The 465-nt window shown below is 59.4% G+C and carries 1 protein-coding gene; it reads right to left on the reverse strand.

What is annotated here, in order from left to right; translation table 11 throughout:
• The coding region (locus AC1Q80_RS30855) for a porin (protein ID WP_492362945.1) at positions 1–465 on the reverse strand (465 nt) is incomplete at both ends.

Raw genomic sequence — 465 nt, forward strand, 5'->3', positions numbered from 1 at the left:
TTGAACTCGGTGTTGTTGCCGAGCGTGTCGGTTTCGCCGTTCAGGCCCTTGTCCCACCAGCTGTAGAAGAAGCCGGCCTTGAGGCCGCCGAGCTGGATGTAGGCTTCATCAACGTCGATCAGGCTGTCAGCTTCGTCCTGGTCGGCATCAGCATTGAATTCAGCAGCGAAGAAGCCGGTGAGCGTGCCGTACTCGGTGTCGCTCTTGGCGTCGAACGAGATGTAAGCGCGCGAGAATGCATCCCAGTCAGAAGTTGCCTGGTTGCCGATGTCTTCCGGGTTCCACTTGCTCGTAACCTTGTCACGACCGAAGTCGGTCTGGAAACGGATGAAGCCGCCGATCTTGAGGCAGGTTTCGGTGCCCGGGATGTAGAAGTAGCCAGTGCCGAAAGCGTCGCAAACGCGAACGTATTCCATGGGCTCCGGCTCGGCTGCGACGATTGCGTCGGCTGCCTGTGCGCCGGAT

This window comes from Ensifer sp. GW823-FHT05D09, from assembly GCF_058795755.1.